The organism is Prauserella shujinwangii (genome assembly GCF_003001955.1).
In the GTDB taxonomy this organism is placed as follows: Bacteria; Actinomycetota; Actinomycetes; order Mycobacteriales; family Pseudonocardiaceae; genus Qaidamihabitans; species Qaidamihabitans shujinwangii.
Genome location: NZ_PVNH01000015.1, coordinates 38,726 through 60,770, shown reverse-complemented (window position 1 = coordinate 60,770; position 22,045 = coordinate 38,726). Strand labels below are relative to the sequence as shown.

Genomic DNA, 22,045 nt, shown 5'->3' with positions numbered 1-22,045 from the left:
CCACCGCAACGTAAGGGCCGCGAAGGGCGCGGCGGTAATACCAACTGGGTCATACCGTCCGGTGATGGCGCCGCCGGGGCGGTCGGCGTCAGGCGACCGGAGCGAACCTCGGGTGCCGCGCGAGCCAGGCCGGGTACCGTGGGTTGCGGCCGAGCACGTCGGCGTGGGCGGCCTTCGCGTGCCGCACGACGCGATCGGCCAGCGCCGCCACCGGCGACCGCGCGTGCCAGCCCAGGACGTGCCGCCACATGAGCGGCGCGCCCGCGATGGGGGCGGCGACCAGTCCGGCGGTCTGCCGGAACATCGGCTGGCACAGGGCGACGGCGGAGCCGCTGTGCGCGAGCTCGATGCAGCTGACGGCGTCGACCTCGTAGATGGCGGCCGGAGTGAACCCCGCGCGGGCGCAGGCCGTGGCGAAGCAGGTCTCGAAGCACCCGTCGCCCGGGGTCACGGCCCACTTCACGTCGGCGAGCGCGCGCAGGTCCACCTCGTCCAGCCGCGCGCACGGATGATCCTCGGGCAGCAGGACGAACACCGGGTCCGCCGACACCGTGCACCACACCAGTCCCTCGACGCGGGGCGGGGCGGCATCGCCGCAGACGCCCGCGAGCACGAAGTCCGCGCGGCCCTGCGCCACCAGCCCGGCGAGCTCGTCCGCGGACCACGACGAGTGCGTGGTGACGAGCGCGGTGGGGAACCGCTCCTCCAGCCTGCGCACGAACCCGGTGAGGAACGGGCAGCCGGTCGACCCGATCCGGAACCGGCCGACGGTCTCGGCCTCCCCGGCGAACCGGCGGGCCTCCTGCTGCAGCTCCGACATCACCGGCAGCAGCACCCGCGCCCTGGCCAGGACCAGCTCGCCGAGCGCGGTGGGGCGCGCCCCGCGCCGGTCGCGCTCGAACAGGCAGCCGCCGAGCGCGGACTCGATCCGGGTCAGCTGTGCACTGAGCGCGGGCTGTGCCAGGCCCAGCACCGACGCGGCCTTCGACACACTGCCCGCCTCCGCGATCGCGCAGACGGCCTTCAGATGGCGGAGCTCCAGCTGCATGTACCGACAGTAGAGCTCGCCGATGCTGGAGGGGAACAGCCGAACGTACGCTGGGCCGGGAGGGGCCGGGATAAACCGGTCGCGGCCCGGTTCCCCCGGCAGCAGAATGACGTTCGTCCACTGTAGAGCGAGTGACGAGGGAGGGCCGATGCGCACCGCGGTCGACGGCGCACGGGTGCCGATCCGGATGTGGACCGATCCGCGGTCGGTGGAGGAGCAGGCGATGCGGCAGCTGCACAACGTCGCCAACCTGCCGTGGGTGCACGGGCTCGCGGTCATGCCGGACGTGCATTTCGGCAAGGGCGCCACCGTCGGCAGCGTCATCGCGATGCGGGACGCGGTGTCACCCGCGGCCGTCGGGGTGGACATCGGCTGCGGGATGTCTGCGGTCCGCACCTCTCTGACCGCGGGGGACCTGCCGGACGACCTGGGGCGGCTGCGGCGGCGGATCGAGCGCGCCGTCCCGGTCGGGTTCGGCCTGCACCGCACGCCCGTCGACCCGCGCCGGGTGCCGGGTGCCGTCGGCTGGGACGCGTTCTGGTCGGCGTTCGACGACCTGCACGAGGGTGTGCGGCACCTGCGCGACCGGGCGCGCAGGCAGCTCGGCAGCCTCGGCGGCGGGAACCACTTCATCGAGGTGTGCCTGGAGCAGGGTGGCGCCGACGACGGCCGGGTGTGGCTGATGTTGCACTCGGGGTCGCGGGGCATCGGCAACGAGCTCGCCAAGCGGCACATCGACATCGCCACGCGGCTGCCGCACAACGCCGACCTGCCGGATCGCGACCTCGCGGTGTTCGTCGCCGGGACGCCCGAGATGGCGGCGTACCGGCGGGACCTGTTCTGGGCGCAGGAGTACGCCGCCCGCAACCGCGCGACGATGGTCGCCCTGGTGCAGGACGCGCTCGCCGACACGGTGCCCGGCGTGCGGTTCGACGAGCCCATCTCCTGTCACCACAACTACGTCGCCGAGGAGACCTACGACGGGGTGGAGCTGCTGGTGACGCGCAAGGGCGCCATCCGCGCCGCCGCGGGGGACCTCGGCATCATCCCGGGCAGCATGGGCACCGGGTCCTACCTCGTGCGGGGGCTCGGCAACGAGGCGTCGTTCCGCTCCGCGGCGCACGGGGCGGGGCGGCGGATGTCGCGGACGAAGGCGCGCAGGACGTTCACGGCCGCCGACCTCGCGGCGCAGACCGCGGGTGTGGAGTGCCGCAAGGACGGCGGCGTGGTGGACGAGATCCCCGGCGCCTACAAGGACATCGAGTCGGTCATCGCCGAGCAGACCGACCTGGTGGAGGTCGTGGCCCACCTCAAGCAGGTGGTCTGCGTCAAGGGTTGAGCCGCCGCACGAGCGCGCCTCGCGCCACCCGCCCCGCCGCGTGCCACCTGCCCCGCCGCGTACCCCCAATGTGGCATCGGGTGCGGTGAGCTTCCCCAATGTGGCATTCGGTGCGTCCAGCGCACCGAATGCCACATTGGGGAGGTCGGGGAGGTCGGGGGCGTCGGGGCGTCACGTGTCGTCGTCGTGGAGCTGGAAGTCGGCGAAGTCGAAGCCGGGGGAGACCACGCAGGAGACGAGCACCTCCCCGGCGCCCGCCGGGCGGGCGGCCTGCCAGGTGCCCGCGGGCACGAGCACCTGCGGCCGCTCGCCGTGCTCCACACCCGGGCCCAGGGTCACGGCCTCGGGTTGGGCCGCGGGACGCTCTCCGGTGCCGCCGAGCAGGAGGGTGAGCGGGCCGCCCCGGTGCCACAACCACAGCTCGTCGCCGCGCACGCGGTGCCACCGGGACTCCTCACCGGGCGCGAGGAGGTAGTGGATGCCGGTCGCGGAGTCGCGCTGCCCCGGGTAGCCGTCCGGCCGGAACCGGACGCCCGTCTGCCACGTCCGCCGGTACCAGCCGCCCTCGGGATGCGGTTCCAGGCCGAGCGCCTCGGCCAGCGGCGGCCTGGGTGCGGGGTCCGCGGTCACGACGTCCTCGGCAGCTTCTGGGCGAACTCGACGACGTTGCCGTCCGGGTCGGCGATGTGCAGGGTGCGCTCCCGCCACGGACGGTCCACCGGTCCGGACAGGACGGTCACGCCCGCGGCCCGCAGCCGGTCCGCCTCGGCGTCGACGTCGTCGACGAGGAAACCGATCTCGCCGCACGGTGCGCGGCCTGCCCGGTCACCGATCAGCTCCGGCAGCTTCGCCCGCTCGAACAGCGCGAACTTGGAGTTCTCGAGCGCGAACTCGACGTAGCCGTCCCCCTCGATCCGGACCTGGAGGCCGAGGACGTCGCGGTAGAACGGCACCGAGGCCGCGAGCGACTCGACGTACCAGATCACGTAGTCAATCCGGCGCATGTCCACCACCGTAGCCGGGCTCCGGCGAACGGGGTAACGCGCGGCGGCGTTCGGCGCAATGCGGGCGGGCTCCGGCGTTCCGCCGTTTCCGGGTGGGCGGGCCTGGGCATCCCGCGACGGTCGGGGGGATCGTTCGAGTCTGTGGAGGAGAGCGCGATGCCCACCTGGCTGGTCGTCGTGATCGTCGTCGCCGCTGTCGTCGTCGCCGGGCTGGCCGCCTGGCTGGCGGTCCGTGAGCGGCGGCGCAGAAGGCTGCGGGAACGGTTCGGCGCGGAGTACGACCGCGCGGTCGAGGAGCACGGTAGCGCCCGTGCCGCCGAGCAGGATCTCGAGGAACGCGAACGGCGGCATTCCGAATTGGACATCCGCCCGCTGTCGCCGTCGGCGCGCGAGCGGTTCACGCACGAGTGGAACCTGGTGCAGGAACGGTTCGTGGACCGGCCCGCCCAGGCGGTCGCCGAGGCGGACCGGTTGCTGGACGAGCTGATGGCCGAGCGCGGTTACCCGACCGGCGACCACGACCAGCAGGTGGCCGACCTCTCGGTGCGCCACGCGCGGACGATCGAGCACTACCGCGCCGCGCGCGGCACCCTGAGCGCCCACGAGCGCACCGAGGCGTCGACCGAACGCCTGCGGGAGGCGATGGTGCGCTACCGCACCGTGTTCGACGACCTGCTCACCGACGGCGCTGGCACCGGCGGCACCGGCGGTGCTGGCGGCGACGGCAGGCACACCGGCGACCGCGGCCCGGCGCGGGAGGGCCGCTGAGATGGCCGGGCCCGACGACGCCGCCCGGCGACCGGGGTTCGGCACGGAGGATCTGCTGGCCGCTCCGGCGGGGGAGCCCGGCGGCGCCGGGCACCGGGACGGCGCGGAGAACGGCCCGGACCCGCTGCTCGCCCCCGGCGAGGTCACGGAGCTGCGGGACCGCTGGCAGTCGGTCCAGACGGGTTTCGTCGACGATCCGCGACAGGCGGTGCGGGAGGCGGACGAACTGGTCGCCACCACCATCCGGTCGCTCGCGGCGACCTTCGCCGGGCACCGGCGGGACCTGGAGCGCCAGTGGAGCGAGGGCGACGCGGCCACCGAGGAGCTGCGGCTCGTGCTGCGCCGGTACCGGTCGTTCTTCGAGCGGCTGCTGGAACGCTGACCGCTCAGCCGCCCGGTTCGGCGAGCACGGGCCGGGCGGCGGACGGTGTGCTCAGCCGCCGACGGTGCGGTGCGCCACCGCCAGGAACAGCGCGCAGCCGTGCTCGACGAGCTCCTCCTCGGTGACGCGCAGGGTGCCGTCGAGCCAGGACGTGAGTGCCTGGGCGAAACCGCCGACCAGGAACTCGGACGCCACGGCGAGGCGGGTGCTCTCGCCCATCCCGTAGAACTCCCGCGCCTGCAGGCCGAGCAGCGCGACGAACCACCGGGTGGACTCCACGCGGCGCTGCGCGAGCACGGTGGCGCCGGGCGCGGGGGAGAAGAGCAGCCTGCCGCGCCGGGGGTCCTCGGCGACGGCACGCACCAGCCTGCCCAGCCCGGCGCGCGTCTTGGCCTCGGCGTCCGGCGGGGCGGCCTGGACGGCCTCCAGCGTCGCGGCGGCGATGCCCTCGACGACGTGGTCGTGCACGGCGACGGCCAGCGCGTCCCGGTCGGCGAAGCTCTCGTAGAAGTACCGGGCGGCCAGCCCCGCCTGGCGGCACACGCCGCGCACGGTGAGGGCACGCTCCCCGTCCCGCGCGCCGAGCAGCTCCAGCCCGGCTTCGATGAGGGCGGTCCTGCGCTCCGCGCGCCGGTCGTCCCCGGACATGCCGCCGTACGTGCGCAGCGTGCTCGGCTCCATGCGCCCATCTTGACATCCCGCGGCCGGACGCGGTGTCATATCTGCTAACACCTGTGTGCAGATCAGGTCCGACGGGAGGAGGCCGCTGTGGCAGGCCAGGCAACCGTGGCGGAGCCGTTCGAGGATGCCCTGCTCGGGGCGAGTCTCCTGGCGGCGACCGCGAACGTGATCATGCAGCTGGCGCTGCCCGCCGTGGGGCACGGCGTGGTCGAGAGCCCGGTCGAGAGCGGGCGGCTGTTCGACCACCCGATCAAGCGCACGCGCACCACGCTCACCTACCTCGCCGTCGTCATGCACGGCACGGAGGAGGAACGCGGGGCCTACCGCCGCGCGGTCAGCGCGGTGCACGCGCACGTCCGCTCCACCGAGTCCAGCCCGGTCGAATACAACGCGCTCGACCCGGAGCTGCAGCTGTGGGTCGCGGCCTGCCTCTACCGCGGATTCGAGGACACCTACCAGGCGTTCCTCGGCCCGCTCGACCCCGGCACCGCCGACGAGGTGTACCGTGCGGCGGCTCCGCTGGGCACGACGCTGCAGGTGCGTGCGGACGACTGGCCCGCCGACCGCGCGGCGTTCGAGAAGTACTGGACGACCATGCTCGACCGGGTCTCGATCGACGACACGGTGCGCGAGTACCTCCACGACATCGCCGGTCTGCGGTTCCTGCCCCGGGTGGTGCGGGAGCCGTTCGCGCGGTTCCACCTCTTCGTCACGACGGGGTTCCTCCCGCCCCGGTTCCGGGAAGAGATGCGCCTGCCCTGGTCGGCGCGCAGCCAGCGCCGGTTCGACGCCCTCCTGCGCGTGGTGGGCGCCGTTGTCCGCCGCTCGCCGAGGATCGTGCGCGAGTTTCCCTACAACGCCTGCCTCTGGGATTTCCGCAGGCGGCTCCGGACCGGCAGACCGCTGGTGTGAACCGCCCGGTTCCGGCCACCCCCGCGGCCGTGTGTGAAACTCGCTCGCATGGCCAACTGGGGGTTGCCCGCGCCGTGGTCGCGCGCACCGGCGGCGCTGTGGCGCAGGCCCGCCGTGGTGCTGGCGACGGTCGTCGCCGGTCTGCTGGTCGCCCTCCCCGCCGCGGCCGCTCCGCTGTTCCTGTCCTCGTCGGGCAACGCCACGCTGCACAACCAGATCGACCGCTCGTGCCAGTGGCGGGTCGGCGCCAGAGTGGAGGCGCCGCTGTCCTTCGCCGCCCCGCCCTTCGACCGGGACCGGCTCACCGGGGAGCGGGCACTGGACCGGCGCGCCGAGGCGGTCCGCGCGGCGGCCGCGACCGTGCCGCGGCTGTCGCGGCCCGTCGTCACCACCCATCTCACGGCGAACGTCGTGCCGGCACGGCGGCCCGCGGTCGCGCCGGACCGGACCACGGTGGTGCTGATGGCGCGCGACGGCTTCCGCGGCCACGTGCGGCTGCTCGCCGGCGGTGAAGGGCCCGGCATCTGGCTGCCCGACGGGTTCGCCCGGCTGCAGGGGCTGGAGCCAGGGGACCGGGTCGCGGTCGGCACGGCCGGGGGAGCGCCCGTGCCGATGCGCGTCGCCGCCGTCTACCGCGACCTGCGGTCGCTGCCGGACCAGCCGTACTGGTGCGGCCTGGAGGAGCTCTACCGCGGCAAGCCGCTGTCCAACCAGCCGGTGTTCCCGGTCGCGCTCGTCGACACCGGGCCGCTGCTGACGGTCGCGGGTGACAGCGAGTTCGACGCGGGCCAGCGCCTGGAGATGGCCGTCGACAGCACCGGGCTCACCACGAGCGGCGCCCGGCCGGTCGTCGACGGGCTGACCGCGTTCCGGGACGCGGTCAGCCGGGCCGGGCCCGCGGTGTTCCCCGGCGGGCCCGACATCACCTCGACGCTCGGCGGCGACGTGGCGCGCGCCGAGCTCGTGGTCGCCTCGCTCACCGGCACCGTGCTGCCGCTGGCGGCCGCCGGCGCACTCGCGGGCCTGGTCATCGCCGGTGCCGCCGGTGCGTTCTGGGCCGACCGGCGGCGGACGGAACTGGCGGTGCTGTCCGCGCGGGGCGTCGGCCCGGTCGCCGTCGCCGGGAAGGCGATGCTGGAGACCGCCGTCCCCGTCGTGCTCGGCGGGGCGCTCGGCTGGGTCGCCGCCCGCACGCTCGTGGCCGGGTCCGGCCCGAGCCCGCTCGTCACGCCCGCCGCGGTGGGGGACTCCGTGCTCGCCGCGGCCGCGGCCACGCTCACCGCTCTCGCCGCGCTGGCGGTCACCGCCGGTGTCCGCGCCGCGCGCGTGTTCGACGCCCCGCCCGCGCACCGGCACCGCGTGCTGCGGCGGCTGCCGTGGGAGCTGCTGCCCCTGGCCGGCGCCGGACTGGCGTGGTCGCTGCTCGACGGCGAGACCACGACGAGCTCCGTGGGCACCGCCGGGATGGTGGCGCATCTGCCGCCCCGTCTCATCGTGGCTCCGGTGCTGCTCACCGCCGGGCTCGCGCTGCTGACCGCGCGGCTCACCCGGTGGGCACTGGCACTGGCGCGGCGGCGCGCCGCCGGAGACCCGGCAGGCGCGTTCCCCCGGCACGTCGCGAGGTTCCTCGCCTGGCGGCGGGTCCGGGCCACGCCCGCCGTCGCGGCGATCCTGGTCGCCGCGACCTCCGTGCCCGTGGCGCTGTCGGCCTTCGGCGCCACAGTGATCGGCTCGGTGGAGCGCACCCTGCACGCCGAGGGACAGCTGATCGTCGGCACCGACGCCGTGTTCGGGCTCACCGGGTCCACGGCGGTGCCGCCCGCGCTCGGCGACCGCGCGACCGTCACGAAACTGTGGACCGACGGCGATCTCGGCGGCACCACCGTGCACGTGCTCGGGGTGGACCCCGCCACCTTCGGCAGGGCGGCGTTCTGGGACCCCGCGCTGCCGGGGCCGGACCTGGCCGAGCTGCTGTCGCGGATCGGTGATCCGGACGCGCCGAGCCCCGGTGCGGTGCTCGCCGGGATGCCCGTGCCCGCGGACCCGGTGCTCGAGGTCCGCGGGCAGCGGCGGGCGCTCGACCTCACGGAGGCGCCCCAGCTGCCGGGCAAGGGACCGGGCTATCCGATGCTGCTCGTGCACCGGGAGGTGCTCGACGGCCTGACCGGCGCGGCCCGGCCCTACCTCTGGGTGCGGGGTGATCCCGACCGCAGCGTGGCCGCCGTCGCCGCGGCCGGGCTCGGGGTGTCCACCGTGAGCCGGGCCGACCAGGTGCACCAGGTCGGCGTGTACACCGGGATCACCTACACGTTCGCGTTCCTGGCCGCGGTCTCGCTGCTGTCCGGGGTGATCATCGTGGTCGGGCTGCTGCTGCACCTCGACGCCCGCGCGCGGGCCCGCCGCTCCGCGTACGTGATGCTGCGGCGGATGGCGGTGACCGCCTTGGCCCACTGGCGTGCGCTGGTGCTGGAGGTCGGCGGCCTGCTGCTCGCCGGGTTCGCCGCGGGCGCCGCGATCGCCTCCGTGGTGGTGCTGCTGACGCGGCCGGACTACGACGTCGACGCGGCCACTGCGCCCGGCACGGTGGTGGACGTGCCCTGGGTGGTGCTCGCGGCGCTGCTGGGTGCCGCGCTCGCCACCGGGGCCGTCGCCGCCGGCACCGCCCAGCGCGCGGCCTCCCGCGCCCGGCCCTCGGAGGTGCTGCGTGACCCGCACTGACGCGCCCGCCCTGCGCTGCGCGGGCGTCGGGCACGGCTACCCCGTCGACGGCCGCGTCGTGCGGGTGCTCTCCGGTGTCGGGCTCACCGCGGAGCGCGCAGCGGTGACCGCGCTCACCGGGCCGTCGGGATCGGGGAAGTCGACCCTGCTGCGGATCCTGGCGTGCCTGGAGCGCCCGGACGAGGGCACCGTGGAGGTGGCCGGCACTGAGGCGGCACGCCTGCCCGCCCGGCGCCGCCGCGCGCTGCGCCGCGCCCACGTCGGCTACGTCTTCCAGGATCCGGCGGACAACCTCCTCGACTACCTGACCGCGGCCGAGCACCTGGCGCTGGGTGCCCGGCTGCGCGGAGCCGGCACGGACGCGGCCGGGGCCAGGGCGGTGCTGGACGCCCTCGGGCTCGGGCACCGCGCCGCGCACCGGCCCCGCCAGCTGTCCGGGGGAGAGCAGCAGCGGCTCGCGCTCGCCTTCGCCGCGGCAGGCGACTCGGCGCTGCTGGTGGCCGACGAGCCCACCGCCCAGCTGGACCGCTCCGCGACCGGGCTCGTGCTCGACGCGCTGCGGCATCTCGCGGGCCGGGGACACGCCGTGGTCGTCGCCACCCACGACCCGCAGGTGCGCGGCGTCGCGGACCAGGTCATCGAGCTTCGTGACGGCAGCCGGACGGAGGTGTGAGACGTGCCCGAACCCCTGCTGACGGTGTCCGGCGTGCACAAGTCCTACGCCGGTTCGCCGGTGTTGCGCCCGGTGAGCTTCGTCCTCACCCCCGGTGCGGTGACCGTCCTCACCGGACCGTCCGGCTCGGGCAAGAGCACGCTGCTCATGATCGCCGGCGGATGGGAGGCCCCGGACGGCGGCGAGGTCACCGCCCACCCGCCGCTGCCGGGCGGGCCGCTCGGCGCGATCTCCTGGCGGCACGCGGGCTTCGTGCCGCAGTCGGTCGGGCTGCTCGACGAGCTCACTATCGCCGAGAACCTGGCGTTCGCCGCGCGGCTCGGCGGACCGGACGGCCGGCGCCGCGTCACCGGCCTGCTCGGCGCGCTCGATCTCGGGGACCTCGCGGACCGGCTGCCTGCGGAGGTGTCCGGAGGGGAGCGCCAGCGCGCGGCGGTCGGCCGCGCGCTCGCCGCGGGCCCGTCGCTCGTGCTCGCCGACGAGCCGACGTCGCATCAGGACAGCGCGCGGACCGGGCTCGTCCTGGACGCGCTGCGGGCGGCCGCCGACCGGGGCGCGGCCGTGCTGGTCGCCAGCCACGACCCCGCCGTCGCCCGGCACGCCGACCGCACCGTCACGCTGGACTCCGCGCATCCGGTCCACGACGCGGGGTGAGCCCGCGCGGGCCGCACGGTGGCCCGGCTCACCCCGTGCCGTCGCCGAACCCGGCCGTCGCACAGTCCACCTGGTAGTGTCCTCCGGGCTCCGGGCAGGGGGCCACCGGGCCACACGGATCGGGACACCGAGATCGAAAGGGGTCGGATCGTGGCGACGAACCACGTTCACGACGACGACAGGGCAGTCGGCACTGCCGGGACCGAGAAGCCGAACCGGATCAACCCGGTTGTCTTCGCCGGTTCGTCCGTCTGCATCCTCGCCATCTCCATCTGGGCGATCATCACACCGGACGCCGCCGCGGCCGCCATCGGCGAGCTCGTCGGCTGGATCTCGGCGGGCTTCGGCTGGTACTACTTCCTCGCCGCGACGCTGTTCCTGGTGTTCGTGGTGTTCGTCGCGCTCTCCCGCTACGGCAAGGTGAAGCTCGGTCCGCAACACTCCACTCCGGACTTCAGCCTGTTCGCGTGGGGAGCCATGCTCTTCGCCGCGGGCATCGGCATCGACCTGATGTTCTTCTCCGTGGCCGAGCCGGTGACCCAGTACCTGGCGCCTCCGGTCGGGCCGGGGGAGACCGTGGAAGCGGCCCGCGAGGCTCTGGTGTGGACACTGTTCCACTACGGCATCACCGGCTGGTCGATGTACGCCCTGATGGGCATGGTGCTCGGCTACTTCGCGTACCGGTACAGCCTCCCGCTGACGATCCGCTCGGCGCTCTACCCGATCATCGGCAAGCGGATCCACGGCCCGATCGGGCACGGCGTCGACATCGCGGCCGTGCTGGGCACCGTGTTCGGTATCGCGACCTCGCTGGGCATCGGTGTCGTCCAGCTCAACTTCGGGCTCGAGGTCCTGTTCGGCATCCCGCAGGGCACGGCCGCGCAGATCGGGCTGATCGCGCTGGCGGTGTTCATGGCCACGGTGTCCGCGATCGCGGGCGTCGACAAGGGCATCCGGCGGCTGTCGGAGCTGAACGTGGTGCTCGCCATCGGCCTGATGCTCTACATCCTGTTCAGCGACGACCCGCTGTTCCTGCTGAACGCGATCGTGCTCAACATCGGCGACTACGTCAGCAGCTTCTCCGACCTGACCCTGAACACGTTCGCGTTCGACCAGCCGACCGAGTGGCTGAACTCGTGGACGTTGTTCTTCTGGGCGTGGTGGATCGCGTGGGCGCCGTTCGTCGGGCTGTTCCTCGCGCGGATCTCCCGGGGCCGCACCATCCGGCAGTTCGTCGCCGCGACGCTGGTCATCCCGTTCCTGTTCACGCTCACCTGGCTGTCGATCTTCGGCAACGCCGCCCTGCGCGAGGTGCGCGGCGGCAACACCCAGTTCGGCGAGACCGCGATGAACCAGCCGGAGCAGGGCTTCTACGCACTGCTCGCGCAGTATCCCGGTGCGACGTTCATCGCGGGCCTCGCCACGTTCGTCGGCCTGCTCTTCTACGTCACGTCGGCCGACTCGGGCGCGCTGGTGATGGGCAACTTCACCTCGTACCTGAAGACGCCCCGGCATGACGCGGCGCGCTGGGTGCGTGTCTTCTGGTCCGCCGCGATCGGCCTGCTCACGCTGGCGATGCTGATCGTCGGTGGCGTGCCCACCCTGCAGAACGCGACCATCGTGATGGGCCTGCCGTTCTCGTTCGTGATCTTCCTGGTCATGCTCGGCCTGTGGCGGGCGCTGCGGGTGGAGAGCTTCCGCGAGGACAGCTTCCGCACCACGCTGCCGTCCACCCTGTCCGAACGCACCACACTGGACGGTCGCGAGGTGACCAGGGCGTCCTGGCGGCAACGGCTGGCCAGGGTGATGAGCTTCCCCGGCAGGCGCGCGGCGAACCGGTTCGTCGAGGACGTGTGCCGCCCGGCCTTCACCGAGGTCGTCGAGGAGCTGCGGGCGCAGGGCGCCGAGGCGACCCTCGCCGAGGAGCTCGTGCCGGAGCTGGAGCTGCCGCACCTGGACCTGACCGTGGACCTCGGCGAGCAGGAGGCGTTCCGGTACCACCTGTGGCCGAGGGAGGCCGAGACGCCCGGGTTCGCGACCCACTCGCTGAGCAGCCAGGACACCTACTTCCGGTTCGAGGTGTTCCTCTCCGAGGGCGGCCAGGGCTACGACGTCATGGGCTACAACCGCGACCAGCTGATCGGCGACATCCTCGACCAGTACGAGCGGCACCTGGAGTTCCTGCGACTGCACCGGGAGACCGGCAGCGGCGCACCGGTGCCCACCATGTCGGAGTCCCGGGACGAGTCCTGAGGCCGGCGGGCCAGAGCCGGTGAGTTCCGGGCGGTGCGGCGGTCTGTCCCGGGGACACCGCCGTACCGCCCGGGAGGCCGCCATGCTCATCGTGTCCGGAACCCTGCACGTCGATCCCGCCGAGCGGGAGCGCTACCTCGACGCCTGCCGCGCCGCCGTCGCGCGGGCGCGGTCCACGCCCGGCTGCCTCGACTTCGCCCTGTCGGCCGACCTGCTCGATCCCGGCCGGATCAACGTGTACGAGCGGTGGTCCTCGGACGAGGATCTCCTCCGGTTCCGCGGCTCCGGCCCGGAACCGGGAACGCTGCCGGAGATCCGCGCCGCGGACGTCGCCAAGCACCGGATCGCCGCCACCGAACCGCCGTGACCCGGGACCGGGACACCTCGCGTGCGAGTGCCGCGCTCGGGCAGCGGACCGCCGTGGATCCCGGGCCGAGCGGAACCCCGCCGTCCCGGCTGGCCCGCCGGGGGCCTGGGTCGCGCGACCCGACTTATGGCGGTTGTGGTCCGGACCAGCCACCGCCACGCTCAGGGACCACCGCACTCGGTGACCCCTGGGAGGCGTGCGATGTTCCGACGACCCCGCGTGTTCGGTGCCCTGGCGGGCGCCGGCGTGATCCTGCTCGCGCTGCTGGCGGCCCCGGCAGGCGCCCAACCCTCGGCGGGCGCCCCGCCCGACCGGGGGGTCTACACGGTCCCCGCCGGGAACGCGGCCGCGCGCACGGCCGTCGCCGGCTCCGGGGTGGACGTACTCGGCACCCGCGACGGCACGATGACCGTCGTCGCCACGCCCGCGCAGGCGCGTTCGCTGCGGGCGCAGGGCTTCCGGCTCGGCCAGGTCGGGGACTTCGACGCGATGCTGGCCGAGCGCAGCGGCCCCCCGCGCGCCGCGGCCGCGGCCGCGGAGTTCCCGCCCGGTGACGAGGCGTACCACACCTACGCCGAGATGACCGAGGCGCTGCGTGCCGCCCAGCGGGCGTACCCTGGCCTGGCACGACTGTCCAGTGTGGGCCGGTCCTACGAGGGCCGGGAGCTGTATCTGATCAAGATCAGCGACAACGTGGACCGGGACGAGGCCGAGCCCGAGGTGCTCTTCACCTGCAACCAGCACGCGCGGGAGCACCTGACCACCGAGATGTGCCTGCACCTCGTGCAGCGGTTCACCGCCCGCTACGCGACCGACGCGACCGTGCGGCAGCTGGTGGACTCGCGGGAGATCTATGTGCTGCCGCAGGTCAATCCGGACGGCTCCGAGTACGACATCGCGGGCGGCCGGTACAAGGGCTGGCGGAAGAACCGCCAGGGCAGCGGCACCGACCCCAACCGCAACTGGGACTACCGGTGGGGTTGCTGCGGCGGCTCCAGCGGCAACCCGCGCAGCGACACCTACCGGGGGACCGCACCGTTCTCCGCGCCCGAGACCAGGGCGGTCGCGAACTTCGTCAACTCGCGCGTCGTCGGTGGCAGCCAGCAGATCACCGCGCACATCGACTTCCACACGTACTCGGAGCTGGTGCTGTGGCCCTACGGCTACACCTACGCCGACACCGCACCGGGAATGAACGCGGAGCAGGCCCGCAGGTTCGCCGACATCGGCAGGCGGATGGCGGCCACCAACGGCTACACGCCGCAGCAGTCCAGCGACCTCTACATCACCGACGGCTCGGTGAACGACTGGATGTGGGGCGTGCACGGGATTCTCAGCTACACCTTCGAGATGTATCCCCGCACCAGCAGCGGCCTCTCCGGCTTCTACCCGCCGGCCTCGGTGATCCCGAGGGAGACCGCACGCAACGACGCCGCCGTGGACGTGCTGCTGCGCGCCGCGGGCGGCGCGTAGCGACAGGGCGCGGCCGCGCCCGTGGTCCCCGGCGGGCAGCCGCCCGCCGGGGACACCCTTGCGTGGGGCAAGGTTGCCCCCATGGACAGGCACGACTGGGACCGGCGGTACGGCGGCGCCGAGTTCGCGTGGACCACGCGGCCCAGCCGGTTCGTCGTGGCCGAGCTGGCCGGCCTGCCGCCCGGACGGGCGCTCGACCTGGCAGCGGGGGAGGGCCGCCACGCCGTCTGGCTCGCGGAGCGGGGTTGGCGGGTGACCGCGGTGGACTTCTCCCGGGCCGGCCTGGACAAGGCCCGCAGGCTGGCCGGCGAGCGCGCGGCCGAGGTGGACTGGGTGCTCGCCGACCTGCTCGATCACGAGCCCGAGCACGCGGCGTTCGACCTGGTGCTCGTCGCCTACCTCCAGCTGCCCGGAGAGCGGCGGGCGGGGGTCCTGGCGCGCGCGGCGGCGGCCGTCGCGCCCGGCGGCACGCTGCTCGTCGTCGGGCACGACCTGGCCAACCTGTCGGAGGGGACCGGCGGCCCGCGGGATCCGGCGGTGCTGTACACGCCGGAGGCGATCGCCGCGGAGGTCGCGCCGCTGCGCGTGCTGCGGGCGGAACGGGTTCGCCGTCCCGCGGGCAGGCACGGCGGCACCGGCACCGCGATCGACACGCTCGTGCGGGCCATCCGCCCCGCCGGGATGTGGCGCGCCGGTTCAGCCGAGCCCGGCGGCCAGCCGCTCGGCCCAGCGGCGCGCCCGCTCGGCCTCCCCGTCGAGCAGCGGACCCCGCGTTCCCGTGACGGAGAACGACTCGGCCGGTGCGACGAGCCGGGCGCCGTGCCGCCGGAGCAACCTGGCCGCCTTGCTCGCCGCCGACCCCGGCAGGGCGGGCCTGTGCACCTTGGTGGTGAACGCCGCCGCGCCGATCCCCCGGGGCAGGCGCACCCCGGCGAGCCACTCCCGGATGCCCCGGCCGGCCGACACCAGTCCCTCGGTCGCCTGCCGGGCGGCATCCTCCCTGGTGGACGGCCTGCTCATGCCGAAAGCGTGGGTGGGCCCGCCGACGACCACCAGCCGGACGTCGTCCGGCACGGCCGCCGGTGCGTCACCGGCCTCGACGAGCTCGACGTCGAACCGGCCGGTCAGCCCGGCGGCCACGGCCTTCGCGATCGTCTGGGTGTTGCCGAACATCGACTCGAACACCACGAGTGCGCGCTGCATCGTTCCTCCTCGGTGGACTCCGCCACCGACGATCGCGGGCATCGCCCGGGCGGCCCAGGGTCGTTGGGCCGTGACTCGCGGGACGTTCGGCCAGTTCGGTTACCGGAGCGGGTGGGGCCTGCGGGGGCGGGGGACGGGAGCGGGCCTCGTACTTCGGGACGAGCGCGCGCCGAGCAGGATCCGCTCCCGCTCGCGGCACGGCAGGCAGACCACGGCGCTGCCGGTGGTGTGCCCGGACTCGTCGGTCAGCTCGGCGACGCGGGCGGTGCGGTAGCCGCACTCGCCGCAGACGACCGCCGGCGCTTCGGTGAACCGGATCGTCGTGCCACTCGCTATCGGTACCACGTCGGTACTCCTCTACTCGGGGTGTTGGTGGCACCCGGCCAGTTACCCCGTACCGGCCATGACACACGACACAAGCGGAATCTCCTTCACTTTCAGTCCTCCGTGTGAAGGACCCCCGGACGGGGAAGCCTGGTCCGTACACGATGTGCGACAGCCGGATCACGGGAGGTCACGCATGCCGACGCGGGAACAGGTGCGGGCACTGCTGCGCGAGGGACACGACTACCCCGAGGCGGGCAGGCGGCTCGGGATCCCACCGGGACTGGCCTACCTGATCGCCACGGGCCTGCCCGCGGACGCGGGCGACGTGCCGAGTCCCGAGGAGCGCGGGCGGCGGCCGGGACTGCGCACCGCCAGCCAGGACCTGGCCAACCCGGGCCACGAGAACCCCACGTCGAAGGAGAGCGTGCGGCGCTGGATCGCCGGGCGTGTCCAGGCGGACGAGCAGATGCGGGCGGCCGGGAAATCGTGAGTTTGCCTCCCCGGGGAGGCGGGTAACTGGCGACGGCGAGACAGCGACCGCGCGGAGGACAGCGGATGGGTGTTCGGCAGTGGATCGAGGGTTGGCCCGTCTACCGCCAGTGGACCGAGAAGGATCCCAGCGGACGGGGCGCGGCCGCCAAGAGCCGCCGCAGCGACTCGTTGCGGCCACGCACGGACCAGGCGGACCGGGTGGTGAAGTCGATCTGCCCGTACTGCGCCGTCGGCTGCGGGCAGAACGTCTACGTCTCCGGCGAGCAGGTCACCCAGATCGAGGGTGACCCGGACTCACCGGTGAGCCGGGGCAGGCTGTGCCCGAAGGGAGCGGCCAGCCTGCAGCTGACCACCGGTTCCGCCCGCGAGCACCAGGTGCTGTACCGGCGGCCGTACGGCACCGAGTGGGAGCCGCTCGACCTGGACACGGCGATGGACATGATCGCCGAGCGGACCATCGCCAGCCGGGAGCGCGGCTGGCAGTGGGAGGTCGACGGCGCCCGCACCCGGCGCACGCTCGGCTTCGCCAGCCTGGGCGGGGCGACGCTGGACAACGAGGAGAACTACCTCATCAAGAAGCTGTTCACCGCGCTCGGCGCCGTCCAGATCGAGAACCAGGCCCGCGTTTGACACTCCTCCACGGTTCCCAGTTTGGGGACCTCCTTCGGCCGCGGCGGCGCGACGACCTTCCAGCAGGACCTGGCCAACTCCGACTGCATCGTCATCCAGGGCTCGAACATGGCCGAGTGCCATCCGGTCGGGTTCCAGTGGGTGATGGAGGCCAAGGCCAGGGGCGCGAAGGTCATCCACGTCGACCCGCGGTTCACCCGCACCAGCGCACTGGCCGACATCCACGTGCCGCTGCGGGCGGGCAGCGACATCGCGTTCCTCGGCGGGATCATCAACTACGTCCTGGAGCACGAGAAGTACTTCCGCGAGTACATGCTCGCCTACACGAACGCGGCGACGATCGTGAACGAGCGGTTCGCGGGCGCCGACGAGCTCGACGGCGTGTTCTCCGGCCTGGACCGCGAGCGGCGCAGCTACGACGTCTCGACCTGGCAGTACGAGGGCGCCGAGGTGCAGGCCGCGTCCGGCAAGCGCGACCAGCTGTGGGCGGAGCGGACCCGGCACGGCGTGCGCCAGTCCGGCCGCGGTGAGGCCCACGGCTCGGGCGGCGCGGAGATCGGCACCGAGCCGAGGACGGACGAGACCCTGGAGCACCCGCGCTGCGTGTTCCAGATCCTCAAGCGGCACTTCGCCCGCTACACGCCGGAGCGGGTCGAGGAGATCTGCGGGGTGCCCAGGGAGAAGTTCCTCCAGGTGTGCGAGCTGCTGACCGAGAACTCGGGCCGGGAGCGCACCAGCGCCTTCGCCTACGCGGTCGGCTGGACCCAGCACACCGTCGGCGTCCAGTACATCCGCACGGCCGGCATCCTGCAGGCACTGCTGGGCAACATCGGCAGGCCCGGCGGCGGGATCCTGGCGCTGCGCGGGCACGCGTCGATCCAGGGCTCGACCGACATCCCGACCCTGTTCAACCTGCTGCCCGGCTACATCCCGATGCCGCATGCGCACACCAACGAGGACCTGGCGACGTTCGTCGAGGCGGAGTCGGCGCAGAAGGGCTACTGGGGCAACATGAAGTCCTACCTGGTCAGCCTGCTCAAGGCGTGGTGGGGACCGGCGGCCACCCCGGACAACGAGTTCCGCTTCGACTACCTGCCGCGGCTCACCGGCAGCCACAGCACGTACGAGACCGTGCTGGAGCAACTCGACGGCACGTGCAACGGCTACTTCCTGATGGGCGAGAACCCGGCGGTGGGCTCGGCCAACGCCAAGATGCAGCGGCTCGGCATGGCCGCGCTGGACTGGCTCGTCGTGCGGGACTTCTCCCTCATCGAGAGCGCCACCTGGTGGCAGGACGGCCCGGAGATCGAGACCGGCGAGCTGCGCACCGAGGACATCGCCACCGAGGTGTTCTTCCTGCCCGCCGCCGCGCACACCGAGAAGGACGGCAGCTTCACCAACACCCAGCGGCTGCTGCAGTGGCACCACCAGGCGGTCGAACCCGAGGGTGACGCCCGCAGCGACCTGTGGTTCATCTACCACCTGGGCCGCAGGATCAGGGAGAAGCTGGCCGCCGCGGCGCGGGACGGCACCCGGAAGGAGGCCGATGCCGAACGCGACCGGCCGGTGCTCGACCTCACGTGGGACTACCCGACGAAGGGCCGCCATGCCGAGCCGGAGGCCGAGGCGGTGCTGGCCGAGATCAACGGGTGGAACGCCGACGCGGAGCCACTGAGCACCTACGAGCAGCTCAAGGACGACGGCTCCACCGCCTGCGGGTGCTGGATCTACTGCGGCGTGTACGCCGAGGGCGTCAACCAGGCCGCGCGGCGCAAGCCCGGCACCGAGCAGAACTGGGTCGCGAGCGAGTGGGCGTGGGCCTGGCCGCTGAACCGGCGGATCCTCTACAACCGCGCCTCGGCCGATCCGGACGGCAAGCCGTGGAGCGAGCGCAAGGCGTACGTCTGGTGGGACGCCGAGCAGGAGAAGTGGACCGGGCACGACATCCCGGACTTCAAGGCGACCAAGGCGCCGGACTTCGAGCCGGAGGAGGGCGCCAAGGGGCCGGACGCGCTGCGCGGCACGGACGCGTTCATCATGCAGGCCGACGGCAAGGCGTGGCTGTACGTGCCGGCCGGGCTCACCGACGGGCCGCTGCCCACGCACTACGAGCCGCACGAGTCCCCGTTCGCCAACCTGCTGTACGGCCAGCAGCGCAACCCGGTGCGGCAGCTGCTGCGGCACGAGAACAACCGGTTCCAGCCCAGCGACGGGCAGCCGGGCGCCGACGTGTTCCCGTACGTGCTCACCACGTACCGGCTCACCGAGCACCACACGGCGGGCGGCATGTCCCGGTGGCAGCCGTACCTGGCGGAGCTGCAGCCGGAGCTGTTCTGCGAGATCTCGCCCGAGCTGGCGACCGAGCGCGGGCTCGAGCACCTCGGCTGGGCGACGATCGTGACCGCCCGGACCGCGATCGAGGCCAGGGTGCTCGTCACCGACCGCGTGTCGCCGCTGCGGGTGCAGGGCCGCACGCTGCACCAGGTCGGGGTGCCCTACCACTGGGGCCCCAACGGACTGAGCACCGGCGACGCGGTGAACGAGCTGGCGTCGATGGCCCTCGACCCGAACACCCACATCCAGGAGGTCAAGGCTCTGACGTGCGATATCAGGCCGGGACGCCGCCCGAGGGGACCGGAGCGGGTCGAGCTGGTGGAGCGCTACCAGCGCGAGGCGGGCATCACCGACGAGACCGGAACCGAGGTGTGACATGACGACCGCGCGCACGCCCGTCGATCCCGCGGGGGACAGCGGCTACGCCGACCACCCGCCGCGGATGGGTTTCTTCACCGACACCACCGTGTGCATCGGCTGCAAGGCCTGCGAGGTCGCCTGCAAGGAGTGGAACGCCGTCCCGGAGGACGGGCTCGACCTCACCGGGATGTCCTATGACAACACGGTCGGCCTCGGCGCCGACACGTGGCGGCACGTGGCGTTCATCGAGCAGCGCAAGCCCATCGGCCGCCAGGACCCCGGCCTGCACCACGACCAGGACGTGCTCACCATGGCCGAGCACGGCACGGCGACCCAGCCGCCGGAGGCGGGCATGACGCCGACCACGCCCGGCGCCGGGGACGACTTCCGCTGGCTGATGGCGTCGGACGTGTGCAAGCACTGCACGCACGCCGCGTGCCTCGACGTGTGCCCCACCGGGTCGCTGTTCCGCACCGAGTTCGGCACGGTCGTCGTGCAGGAGGACATCTGCAACGGCTGCGGCTACTGCATCCCCGCCTGCCCCTACGGCGTGATCGACCAGCGCAAGGACGACGGCAGGGCATGGAAGTGCACGCTGTGCTACGACCGGCTCGGCGACGGGCTGGAACCCGCGTGTGCCAAGGCTTGCCCCACCGACTCCATCCAGTTCGGACCACTCGACGAGCTGCGGGAGCGGGCCGGGCGGCGGGTCGAGCAGCTGCACGAGGCCGGGGTCCCCGAGGCTCGCCTGTACGGGGCCGACCCGGACGACGGCGTCGGCGGGGACGGCGCGTTCTTCCTGCTGCTGGACGAACCCGAGGTCTACGGCTTCCCGCCGGACCCGGTGGTGACCACCAGGGACCTGCCCGCGATGTGGCGGCACGTGGCCTCCGCCGCGGCGACCCTGGCCGCGGGCGCGGTCGCCGCCTTCCTCGGTGCCCGGAAGGGACGGTGAGCATGAAAGGCCAGGACGCCGAACACGGCAGCCTCGACTCGCGCCCCGCTCGGGAGGCGATGACCGGAGTTCACACCGGACGCAAGCGCAAGGGTGAGCAACCGGTCGTCCCGGACACCGAGTTCACCTCCTACTACGGCAAGCCGGTTCTCAACGGCCCGGTGTGGAAGTCGCCGGACGTCCCCGGCTACCTCTTCCTCGGCGGCGTCGCGGGCGCCTCCTCGGTGCTCGGCGCTGGTGCGCACGCGACCGGGCGGAACCGCCTTGCGGTCGCCGCCAAGACCGGGGCGTTCGGCGCGGTGACGGTGTCGCTGGGCGCGCTGATCCACGACCTGGGCCGCCCCGCGCGCTTCCTCAACATGCTCAGGGTGTTCAAGCCGACCTCGCCGATGAACATGGGCTCCTGGCTGCTCACCGCCTACGGCCCGTGCGCGGGCGCGGCGGCGCTGTCGGCCGTGACGGGCAGGCTGCCGAGGATCGGCGCGCTCGCCACGGCGGGCGCCGCCCTGACCGGGCCCGCCGTGGCGGCGTACACCGCCGCCCTTGTCAGCGACACCGCGGTGCCGGCCTGGCACGACGGGCACCGGGAACTGCCGTACGTGTTCACCGGATCGGCCGCCGTCGGTGCGGGCGGGCTGGGTCTGCTGGCCGCGCCGGACCGGGAGGCAGGCCCGGCCCGCAACCTCGCGCTCTTCGGCACCGTGCTCGAACTGGCCGCGTTCCGGCGGATGGAGCGGCGGCTCGGGATGGTCGCCGAGCCCTACCGCGCCGGCAAGCCGGGCGGCATGGTCAGGGCCGGGGAGGCGCTGGCCGTCGCCGGGGTGGCCGGCGCGACGCTGGGCAGGCGCAGCCGGGTCGCCCGCGCGCTGTCCGGAGCCGGGCTGCTCGCCGCGTCGGCACTGTCCAAATGGGGCATCTTCGACGCGGGCAAGGTGTCGGCGGAGGACCCCAAGTACACGATCGTTCCCCAGCGTGAACGGCTACGGGAACGCGAACGCGGAGGCGACGGATGGCCGGCAGGCAACGGAGCGCGGTGAACGAGCTGCCCGAACAGGTGGGCAGGCTGGTCCGGGACGAGCTGCGGCTCGCGATCGGCGAGACCAGGGCGAAGGCCAGGCAGGCCGGTTTCGGTGGCGGGCTGCTCGCGGGTGCGGCCGTGCTCGGTCTCTACGGCGGCGCGGCGCTGATCGCCGCGCTGGTGCTGCCGCTGGCCAGGCGCCTGCCGCCCTGGCTGGCCGCGCTGCTGGCCGGGACGGTGCTGAGCGGCACGGCCGCCGCGCTGGCCGCACTCGGCGTGCGCGGCCTGCGCGAGATCGATCCGGTTCCCCAGGAGGCGGTCACCGAGGCGGAACGCACCGCGGAGACCCTGCGGGAGTCGGTGGAGACCCGCTGAGCCACGGCCCGACGGCGTTTGCCGGACGGCGAAAGCGGGTACGGCGAGGCCTGACCGCGGTCGAAGGGCACAGTGGAGG

Annotated in this window: 21 protein-coding genes and 1 pseudogene; 16 read left to right on the top strand and 6 right to left on the bottom strand. The window is 73.6% G+C overall.

Translation table 11 applies throughout. From position 1 onward, the window contains the following. Positions 1-88: 88 nt before the first annotated feature. The gene (locus B0I33_RS29115; protein WP_106182472.1) at positions 89-1,048 is read right to left on the bottom strand and encodes a LysR family transcriptional regulator; all 960 of its coding nucleotides are present in this window, start codon (positions 1,046-1,048) and stop codon (positions 89-91) included. A 148-nt stretch (positions 1,049-1,196) separates the two neighbouring features. Here B0I33_RS29115 and B0I33_RS29110 point away from each other — a divergent pair, with 148 nt between their 5' ends. Further along, positions 1,197-2,387 carry an RtcB family protein gene (locus B0I33_RS29110; RefSeq protein ID WP_106182471.1) on the top strand — a complete coding sequence of 397 codons (1,191 nt, stop codon included), beginning with the start codon at positions 1,197-1,199 and terminating at the stop codon, positions 2,385-2,387. A gap of 171 nt (positions 2,388-2,558) precedes the next feature. Here B0I33_RS29110 and B0I33_RS29105 read toward each other — a convergent pair whose 3' ends face one another. Together B0I33_RS29105 and B0I33_RS29100 are read right to left on the bottom strand one after the other, a co-directional pair. Continuing rightward, positions 2,559-3,017 carry a cupin domain-containing protein gene (locus B0I33_RS29105; protein ID WP_106182469.1) on the bottom strand — a complete coding sequence of 153 codons (459 nt, stop codon included), beginning with the start codon at positions 3,015-3,017 and terminating at the stop codon, positions 2,559-2,561. Then, positions 3,014-3,391 (bottom strand): VOC family protein, encoded by a 378-nt coding sequence (locus B0I33_RS29100; protein WP_106182468.1) that lies wholly within the window; start codon positions 3,389-3,391, stop codon positions 3,014-3,016. The genes B0I33_RS29105 and B0I33_RS29100 overlap by 4 nt, the downstream gene beginning before the upstream one ends. A 156-nt stretch (positions 3,392-3,547) precedes the next feature. On the opposite strand from B0I33_RS29100, the gene B0I33_RS29095 reads away from it, so the two are divergent. After that, a complete protein-coding gene (locus tag B0I33_RS29095) occupies positions 3,548-4,159 on the top strand; it encodes a hypothetical protein (protein WP_106182466.1) in 612 nt (203 codons plus the stop codon). 1 nt (position 4,160) lies between these two features. After that, positions 4,161-4,541, top strand: a complete 381-nt coding sequence (locus B0I33_RS29090; protein WP_106182464.1) for a hypothetical protein — start codon at positions 4,161-4,163, stop codon at positions 4,539-4,541. A gap of 51 nt (positions 4,542-4,592) precedes the next feature. Here B0I33_RS29090 and B0I33_RS29085 read toward each other — a convergent pair whose 3' ends face one another. Next, entirely contained in the window at positions 4,593-5,222 is a 630-nt protein-coding gene (locus B0I33_RS29085) for a TetR/AcrR family transcriptional regulator (RefSeq protein ID WP_106182463.1), read from the bottom strand. A gap of 87 nt (positions 5,223-5,309) precedes the next feature. On the opposite strand from B0I33_RS29085, the gene B0I33_RS29080 reads away from it, so the two are divergent. The 8 genes and pseudogenes from B0I33_RS29080 to B0I33_RS30960 all read left to right on the top strand — a co-directional run. After that, positions 5,310-6,134, top strand: coding sequence for an oxygenase MpaB family protein (locus tag B0I33_RS29080; protein WP_245901179.1), 825 nt, complete (start codon positions 5,310-5,312; stop codon positions 6,132-6,134). 48 nt (positions 6,135-6,182) lie between these two features. Then, on the top strand, positions 6,183-8,852 hold the full coding sequence (locus B0I33_RS29075) for an ABC transporter permease (protein ID WP_106182461.1): 2,670 nt from the start codon (positions 6,183-6,185) through the stop codon (positions 8,850-8,852). Then, positions 8,839-9,525: an ABC transporter ATP-binding protein gene (locus B0I33_RS29070; protein ID WP_106182459.1), complete on the top strand. Its 687-nt coding sequence runs from the start codon at positions 8,839-8,841 to the stop codon at positions 9,523-9,525. The genes B0I33_RS29075 and B0I33_RS29070 overlap by 14 nt, the downstream gene beginning before the upstream one ends. Positions 9,526-9,528: 3 nt before the next feature. After that, positions 9,529-10,179, top strand: a complete 651-nt coding sequence (locus tag B0I33_RS29065) for an ABC transporter ATP-binding protein (RefSeq protein ID WP_245901178.1) — start codon at positions 9,529-9,531, stop codon at positions 10,177-10,179. 219 nt (positions 10,180-10,398) lie between these two features. Continuing rightward, entirely contained in the window at positions 10,399-12,432 is a 2,034-nt protein-coding gene (betT, locus tag B0I33_RS29060; RefSeq protein ID WP_281259459.1) for a choline BCCT transporter BetT, read from the top strand. Positions 12,433-12,514: 82 nt separating this feature from the next. Next, positions 12,515-12,799, top strand: coding sequence for a putative quinol monooxygenase (locus B0I33_RS29055; RefSeq protein ID WP_106182457.1), 285 nt, complete (start codon positions 12,515-12,517; stop codon positions 12,797-12,799). Between the two features lie 201 nt (positions 12,800-13,000). Then, positions 13,001-14,272, top strand: coding sequence for a M14 family metallopeptidase (locus B0I33_RS29050; RefSeq protein ID WP_106182455.1), 1,272 nt, complete (start codon positions 13,001-13,003; stop codon positions 14,270-14,272). Positions 14,273-14,353: 81 nt separating this feature from the next. Further along, a pseudogene (locus B0I33_RS30960) lies at positions 14,354-14,743 on the top strand (class I SAM-dependent methyltransferase); the annotation flags it as partial. Positions 14,744-14,968: 225 nt separating this feature from the next. Here B0I33_RS30960 and B0I33_RS29040 read toward each other — a convergent pair. Beyond that, on the bottom strand, positions 14,969-15,475 hold the full coding sequence (locus B0I33_RS29040; protein WP_106182454.1) for a flavodoxin family protein: 507 nt from the start codon (positions 15,473-15,475) through the stop codon (positions 14,969-14,971). 99 nt (positions 15,476-15,574) lie between these two features. After that, a complete protein-coding gene (locus B0I33_RS29035; RefSeq protein WP_106182452.1) occupies positions 15,575-15,820 on the bottom strand; it encodes a hypothetical protein in 246 nt (81 codons plus the stop codon). A gap of 175 nt (positions 15,821-15,995) precedes the next feature. Here B0I33_RS29035 and B0I33_RS29030 point away from each other — a divergent pair, with 175 nt between their 5' ends. From B0I33_RS29030 to B0I33_RS29010, 5 genes are all read left to right on the top strand, one after another. After that, positions 15,996-16,292, top strand: coding sequence for a hypothetical protein (locus B0I33_RS29030; protein WP_106182450.1), 297 nt, complete (start codon positions 15,996-15,998; stop codon positions 16,290-16,292). A gap of 65 nt (positions 16,293-16,357) precedes the next feature. Further along, a complete protein-coding gene (gene fdh / locus B0I33_RS29025; RefSeq protein WP_106182449.1) occupies positions 16,358-19,633 on the top strand; it encodes a formate dehydrogenase in 3,276 nt (1,091 codons plus the stop codon). Between the two features lies 1 nt (position 19,634). Continuing rightward, a complete protein-coding gene (locus tag B0I33_RS29020; protein WP_106182447.1) occupies positions 19,635-20,573 on the top strand; it encodes a 4Fe-4S dicluster domain-containing protein in 939 nt (312 codons plus the stop codon). Between the two features lie 2 nt (positions 20,574-20,575). Continuing rightward, positions 20,576-21,610 (top strand): NrfD/PsrC family molybdoenzyme membrane anchor subunit, encoded by a 1,035-nt coding sequence (gene nrfD, locus B0I33_RS29015; RefSeq protein ID WP_106182445.1) that lies wholly within the window; start codon positions 20,576-20,578, stop codon positions 21,608-21,610. Then, positions 21,607-21,966 (top strand): phage holin family protein, encoded by a 360-nt coding sequence (locus B0I33_RS29010; RefSeq protein WP_181193496.1) that lies wholly within the window; start codon positions 21,607-21,609, stop codon positions 21,964-21,966. The genes nrfD and B0I33_RS29010 overlap by 4 nt, the downstream gene beginning before the upstream one ends. The last annotated feature ends 79 nt before the right edge of the window (positions 21,967-22,045 follow it).

What these genes read in the sequence shown, in the direction of transcription:
- B0I33_RS29040 (WP_106182454.1), bottom strand. Translation starts at nt 15,475, where the DNA reads ATGCAGCGCGCACTCGTGGTGTTCGAGTCGATGTTCGGCAACACCCAG.
- B0I33_RS29020 (WP_106182447.1), top strand. Translation starts at nt 19,635, where the DNA reads ATGACGACCGCGCGCACGCCCGTCGATCCCGCGGGGGACAGCGGCTAC.
- B0I33_RS29050 (WP_106182455.1), top strand. Translation starts at nt 13,001, where the DNA reads ATGTTCCGACGACCCCGCGTGTTCGGTGCCCTGGCGGGCGCCGGCGTG.
- B0I33_RS29095 (WP_106182466.1), top strand. Translation starts at nt 3,548, where the DNA reads ATGCCCACCTGGCTGGTCGTCGTGATCGTCGTCGCCGCTGTCGTCGTC.
- B0I33_RS29115 (WP_106182472.1), bottom strand. Translation starts at nt 1,048, where the DNA reads ATGCAGCTGGAGCTCCGCCATCTGAAGGCCGTCTGCGCGATCGCGGAG.
- B0I33_RS29090 (WP_106182464.1), top strand. Translation starts at nt 4,161, where the DNA reads ATGGCCGGGCCCGACGACGCCGCCCGGCGACCGGGGTTCGGCACGGAG.
- B0I33_RS29100 (WP_106182468.1), bottom strand. Translation starts at nt 3,391, where the DNA reads ATGCGCCGGATTGACTACGTGATCTGGTACGTCGAGTCGCTCGCGGCC.
- nrfD (WP_106182445.1), top strand. Translation starts at nt 20,576, where the DNA reads ATGAAAGGCCAGGACGCCGAACACGGCAGCCTCGACTCGCGCCCCGCT.
- B0I33_RS29110 (WP_106182471.1), top strand. Translation starts at nt 1,197, where the DNA reads ATGCGCACCGCGGTCGACGGCGCACGGGTGCCGATCCGGATGTGGACC.
- B0I33_RS29085 (WP_106182463.1), bottom strand. Translation starts at nt 5,222, where the DNA reads ATGGAGCCGAGCACGCTGCGCACGTACGGCGGCATGTCCGGGGACGAC.
- B0I33_RS29030 (WP_106182450.1), top strand. Translation starts at nt 15,996, where the DNA reads ATGCCGACGCGGGAACAGGTGCGGGCACTGCTGCGCGAGGGACACGAC.
- B0I33_RS29055 (WP_106182457.1), top strand. Translation starts at nt 12,515, where the DNA reads ATGCTCATCGTGTCCGGAACCCTGCACGTCGATCCCGCCGAGCGGGAG.
- B0I33_RS29075 (WP_106182461.1), top strand. Translation starts at nt 6,183, where the DNA reads ATGGCCAACTGGGGGTTGCCCGCGCCGTGGTCGCGCGCACCGGCGGCG.